The sequence below is a fragment of the Xenorhabdus szentirmaii DSM 16338 genome (assembly GCF_002632585.1).
Taxonomy (GTDB): Bacteria; Pseudomonadota; Gammaproteobacteria; order Enterobacterales; family Enterobacteriaceae; genus Xenorhabdus; species Xenorhabdus szentirmaii.
This window is the reverse complement of sequence record NZ_NIBV01000003.1, coordinates 291,591-296,978: the sequence shown is the minus strand read 5'-3', so window position 1 is coordinate 296,978 and position 5,388 is coordinate 291,591. Positions and strand designations below refer to the sequence as shown.

Here is a 5,388-nt window from a genome sequence, read left to right as displayed (position 1 = left end):
ATCAGTCACAGGACACTTCAAAATGAGATGTCAGCACTGAGAGCGATTTTAGCGCAGGCCGGAAAGCTTAAGTTGGCTGCACCGGACAATCCGCGTCTGAGCAACCGGGCACTCGGTATTGCGGATACGAGCCGTAAGGGCATGAAGGCCGCGTTGACACCGGCAGCATTCAGCGACATTTTTCAGCAGGTCGAGCAAAAAGATCGTGGCGTGGCAGCGGTGATGCAACTGGCCTATGTGCTGGGACTGCGTACCAAAGAAGCGGTGGAAGCCTACAAGTCTTTAGCCACCTGGAAAAAAGCGCTGGAGAACGATTATACGTCTGTGCGGGTGGTGTTTGGCACCAAAGGCGGGCGACCAAGGCAGACGGTCATACTGGATCGGGAGGCTCTGCAACAAGCTATTGCCTATGCGGAGCGTGAACAGGCAGAGTGCAGTGGCAGATTGATTAATAAGCCCAAGATCCATCAGGCGATAGATCGTTACCGTTATGTGGTCAGACGTGCCGGGTTGGTGGGCAAGCAAGCACCACACAGCATGCGCTACCATTTTGCACAGCAATCTGGTGCGTATTATAAAGAACAGGGTCTCAGTGAGCGGGAAGCGTTGGCACTGGTGTCAATGGATTTGGGGCATGGTGATGGGCGGGGGCGTTATATTCGGCAGGTGTATTATCAAAACAATGGGAATGAATAGTGTATTTTTATCTTGCTAACGATACTATATTTTGTATTAAAAGATCAGTAATTATTTAGATAGCTGCTGTAATTATGTGAGAACTATATAAATTAACAGTCCGGTACTTACTCAGGTGTAGGGATTGTGTGCATAATCCCTACAGAACGTTAGAAAATCAAATAGAAAATGCATTTCTTTTTTGATATTTTTCTATTAATTGGTTCTTTCTTATTTTAGAACCACCAAATTGTTTTTCGGTTCTTTCCTTTATACGCCTAATTCGTAAATTTATGTGCGCTTCAGATGAAACCTTGGCATTTGATATGGATAAAATGGATTTTGTTGTTAAAAATTCATCTTCTGAGTCATTGCATATATAGATTAGCGCGTCCAAATTTTGTGGTTCTAAAAATTTTTTCATCTCGTTTTTATATGAGTTGCATTCATTTTCATAGTTTTCCTTTTCAGATAATGTTTCAATTATTTTCTTTAGTTTAGGTGTTTTTATTTCTTCAGGTTTAAGATTGCAAACTTCATGGTAAGTATCAATTAGATGCTTTATCTTAGTCATAAGGCTAATTATTTTCTGCATCGTTGGGATCGGTTTCAAATTATATAATGTGCCCACAATCCATTGGGTTTTATTGTTTTCAATGTCGATATTGGTTTTTTTTAATATGTCTATCTTTATTTCCCAGTTATTGTTTTTTTGCGCGCTATTAATAAACTGTAATATTACATTAGGAAAAATTCCGTAAAATTTTTCTGCTTTTTTTCGTGTTTCAATAAGACTAGCTCTTAGATTTGAAAGTTCCTCATTCCAAATTAAAACTTGAGCACGATACTCTTGTATTTTATCTAGCGCTTTTTTTCTTTCAATTTCTTTTTTGACACGTTTTCTTTCAAGATTAAAATTTTTATCTGCCTTAAAATAATTTCGTGCACAATGACCACCAATTAAAGCCTCTTTACCATCTGTAGTAATACCAAGCCATCCACTTTTATGATTTTGATGACAAATCCCTTTTGCTCCTTTAACTTGGCATACAACATCTTCATCAAACTTATATTGTCCAATTAATTCCTTGAAGTTTTCCGGGCTAATTTCTTGTTCATTTGAAAATGCAGCGCGATTTTCAATTTCAATAAAACTTGAAAAAAACTCAGATTTTTCTGCCATTTAAGCTCCTGACACAGTGATTTTGGTTTAATATTGATCGATGATTAAATATACAGTTTAGAGTCTAGATAGGCAATAGGGGGTGTGGGAAGAAATCCGAGAAAAATTCCATCTTCCATCAAATGGGTATTGTCTGGCTATGGTTGCTCTTACTGTGAGAGAGTCGTGCCTGAATAGGATAAAAGCGATAAAAATCATATGGATAAAGTTTAGCACTCCAGAACTATGTTCTATTTTTTTGCATGAATAAAGATTAGGCTTCACTTCAACATATTGACATTACTGGCACCCTTAATGGACCTCAACTCTGCTTAAGCACTACGATTTCCTGAGTAAGTAAACCTAAGCTCGTTTTTTTCGGTTGGAACGTATAAGCAAGTAAGCCAGATACCACCTCCAACAAAAAACCGACAACACTCCGGTGTTTTGAGTGTTCTATCTGGTAAATATTTTTTAATTTATCATTGACGGTTTCTATTTTATTCTGATGTGCGTTAATTTCTAACGCTAAGCACAGTTGCCGAACATTGGCGCAATATTTTAGGTGCCAAAATTCGTGACAATGTGAGGTTAATTACAGCACCTTGTTATATCTAAATTTTTACTCTCGGAACAGTTTAAATTCTTCGGCTAGTTTTGCCATTTTTTTTGTTTCTTTGGTAAAAACAATCCTGATACCGTAACGACCTTTACTTATACTGCTCACTCGCTTCTTTATGTTCTCCGGCAAGGCGTTGAAGTCGTCGGTATAATACGATTTACCAACTTTCTTAATAAGTCCATCAGAAATTAACTTTTCCAAATTGATTGGTTGAGAAAAAGCATGTGCCTTGTTCGCAACCATTGTCCTTATTTCACTCATTTCATTTTGATTCATATAAATTCCTTTCTAAGGTGAGTATTCAAATTTAAATATATGCTTGAAACAGCAGAAAACCAAGAGTCTAAACGATTAATTTGTCTGCTGCTTGCTCTTGTTATACATGTAACACTACATCTATTTGAGCAATATTTGTACTTAAACTTGCAGGTAAGTACTCATTGTTTGAACTTAAACCGTGGAGGGTAGCTCATTTCGGTGCATAAATGTGTTAGACCAAACGAGCAGAGCAGGTCACCGCGTGAAATGAGAATTGACAATTATTCTCCCGGCTAAAAGCCCATCGTATTCCTCACATTATTTTCTGCCTCAGAAAATGAATTACCCATTGACCTGATGATGTCCGTTGATTAGCGTAGTCAAACTTATCGATGATCCGGTCGCTTGTGAGGATCACCTTCGGGCAGCGACAGCAACACTCCTGTAGCCTGCAAGGGAGTACACTACGGTGTGGTACATCTGCGCACCTTTGGAAGCAGATATCGTTAGTCTGATGACGATGAAGGTTGTTTCATCTTATCCATCATGGCCAACCGGCCAGTCACCCAACGGGGAACACGTTTCCCATTGGGTCGGTGTTCTCCGTTTTTTTATTCAGGAGAATACCATGCAACAAAATACACCCCCGACCACGGCGCACACTGCGCCCGTGTCTGAACATTCCCCTTTTGCTGGCCTTTTTCCGCAAACCAGTTCACTGGAGCGGATGTTGTTGGATCACACGTTCGTTAAAGCGGCTGCTGTGCTATGTGAAAATTACCGGCGTGATCGGTGGCAGTTCCGAAAGGTGTCAGATACCGTTGCTTATGTCGTACCAACATGGTCGGATGCATATGTTGTCAACGTCAAGACAACGGACTTTAACGCTGAAGTCTCCGCTGATACGTTCGGGCTGATGGTGACCCTGACCGTATTAGGTTATCTGGCCGCTCTGATGAAGCAAGGCGAGTATGCTGAGCAGTTTTGTAACCTGCGTGAATATGCGGCGTTGCAGCATCCCTAGGCTCAGTGCATTCGGGCGGCTTTGGGCTTAAAGGGAGAATGTGATGCCAAACCATGAACACATTATGCTGGACAGTCTTGCGCTGTCGGCCGTGTTTCCCGACAAGACCCCGCTGGAACGGTTGTTTCTGGGGTTCCTGCTGGCAAATACCGCGTCAACGTTATGCGGCGTTCACCAGCCGGAACAGTGGACAAGCCGACAGGTCTCTGAATCGCTGACTTACCTGGTGCCGACGCATGCGGAAACCTATTCGATTTACCTGCCGGACACGCAACTGACGGTGACACTCTCCGCTGATGCCTTCGGACTGGCGGTTACCTCAATCGTATTGGCCCGTGTTGCGGTGCTGGATGAACCGAATGAGGAAGCGTATCGGTTTTGTGCATTGAAGGAGTATGCGCAGCAGCACCCGGAAAACGACCTGATAAGAACGGTCATGACACTGAAGCCTGAAGAAGCAGCTATCAGCCTGTCATTTATTCATAACAACAATCATCATCACTGACGTTATCAGCACATGAGGCTGTTAACGTTTTTCTTCAGCGCCTGACCAGGGAAGCTAAAACACCTTCCCGGTTCCGGGCGGGTGTTTTCTTTATTTAATGTGAAATCAAGGAACACCATCATGAACCCACTTTTTTTACCGGCACCGGATGATGCCGGCTCCGTATTACATGAGGCATTGTTTACCGCCCAGGTAACCGGCCTGCGACAACATCCCAAAGTGCCACACTCATTGCTGACAGATACCCTGACGATAGGGGAAGCCGCCACCATTACAGAGGTAGTACAACGTCTGAAGATCATGGGGGACTGGCCGGCACCGGAGACGTTATCCGGCCAGTGTGAGCGGGCTTTTTTTCCACTGACTGTCATGATTGTTGACGCGCAGGACAGAAAAGTGCTCGGCGGCCGGTTTGATGACGAAATTGTCTGGGCGCAGCCGGTCACATTGACGTCGGAACGTCTGTCACTGGAACGACAGCAACAGCGGTTATGTCAGGCCGCAATGCTTGAACAGAGCTGGCAGAATGCGCCGGCGGCACGTGCGTTATGGCACCAGGCACATCTATTGTCACTGCATCGGGTTTCATCCCGTTATCAGCAGTGCAGTGAAGTACGGGATATTCTCCGGCACGGTGTATCGGTCAGTATGCCGGAGGCCGCATGATGACCACAGCACGTTTAACCGTTTGGCAGGTGATTGCCGCCGCTTTACTGAAACGGCATTTTGGCCTGAATCTGACTGACACGGCACTGTGTGAAACCGACACCGTGGCGGCGCTGACAATCCGTGGTGTCCGGCCGTCAGAAGCCATTAACGCCTTGGTGGATAAATACGATTTAACCCGGCTGAACGTGCAGGCAGATCCGCGCAGTACGCCTTATCTGGATATCCACGATGAACTGATGGTCATTTTTGACAGTGGTCTGGCTGACAAATTGTTAAAGCAAGCCAAACCGTAATCTTTTTTTAATCACCTTTTTTCAATCTACCCATCGGGGGGAACGGCTCCCCTAACGGGCGGTTCCTCCGGTTTACTTTTATCACTCAAGTGAGGAACTTAACCATGGCAGAATGGTGCACCAATCAACTGGAAATTACCGGCAAATCCGTCTGTATCGATGTGATGCAACAGTGGGTCT

The 5,388-nt window shown here is 43.9% G+C and carries 7 protein-coding genes and 2 pseudogenes; 6 read left to right on the top strand and 3 right to left on the bottom strand.

Translation table 11 applies throughout. The features are described 5' to 3' along the window. The coding region (locus Xsze_RS20095) for an integrase domain-containing protein (RefSeq protein WP_099139175.1) at positions 1-696 on the top strand (696 nt) is incomplete at its 5' end. A 157-nt stretch (positions 697-853) separates the two neighbouring features. Here Xsze_RS20095 and Xsze_RS20090 read toward each other — a convergent pair. The 3 genes and pseudogenes from Xsze_RS20090 to Xsze_RS20085 all read right to left on the bottom strand — a co-directional run bounded on the left by Xsze_RS20090 (position 854) and on the right by Xsze_RS20085 (position 2,735). Beyond that, positions 854-1,858 carry a hypothetical protein gene (locus tag Xsze_RS20090; protein WP_038241374.1) on the bottom strand — a complete coding sequence of 335 codons (1,005 nt, stop codon included), beginning with the start codon at positions 1,856-1,858 and terminating at the stop codon, positions 854-856. 301 nt (positions 1,859-2,159) lie between these two features. After that, positions 2,160-2,336, bottom strand: a pseudogene (locus Xsze_RS21915) (IS982 family transposase); the annotation flags it as partial. A gap of 123 nt (positions 2,337-2,459) precedes the next feature. Beyond that, positions 2,460-2,735, bottom strand: coding sequence for a hypothetical protein (locus tag Xsze_RS20085; protein ID WP_038241376.1), 276 nt, complete (start codon positions 2,733-2,735; stop codon positions 2,460-2,462). Positions 2,736-3,186: 451 nt separating this feature from the next. Here Xsze_RS20085 and Xsze_RS20080 point away from each other — a divergent pair, with 451 nt between their 5' ends. The 5 genes and pseudogenes from Xsze_RS20080 to Xsze_RS23435 form a co-directional block, all read left to right on the top strand. Continuing rightward, positions 3,187-3,741 carry an antirestriction protein gene (locus Xsze_RS20080; RefSeq protein WP_244431868.1) on the top strand — a complete coding sequence of 185 codons (555 nt, stop codon included), beginning with the start codon at positions 3,187-3,189 and terminating at the stop codon, positions 3,739-3,741. A 91-nt stretch (positions 3,742-3,832) separates the two neighbouring features. After that, entirely contained in the window at positions 3,833-4,246 is a 414-nt protein-coding gene (locus Xsze_RS20075) for an antirestriction protein (RefSeq protein ID WP_244590088.1), read from the top strand. 120 nt (positions 4,247-4,366) lie between these two features. After that, on the top strand, positions 4,367-4,912 hold the full coding sequence (locus tag Xsze_RS20070) for a hypothetical protein (protein ID WP_038241380.1): 546 nt from the start codon (positions 4,367-4,369) through the stop codon (positions 4,910-4,912). After that, complete coding sequence (locus tag Xsze_RS20065; protein ID WP_408909177.1) at positions 4,909-5,208, top strand: TA system toxin CbtA family protein; 300 nt, start codon at positions 4,909-4,911, stop codon at positions 5,206-5,208. Before Xsze_RS20070 ends, Xsze_RS20065 begins: the two co-directional genes overlap by 4 nt. Positions 5,209-5,312: 104 nt before the next feature. Then, a pseudogene (locus Xsze_RS23435) lies at positions 5,313-5,388 on the top strand (DUF1281 domain-containing protein); the annotation flags it as partial.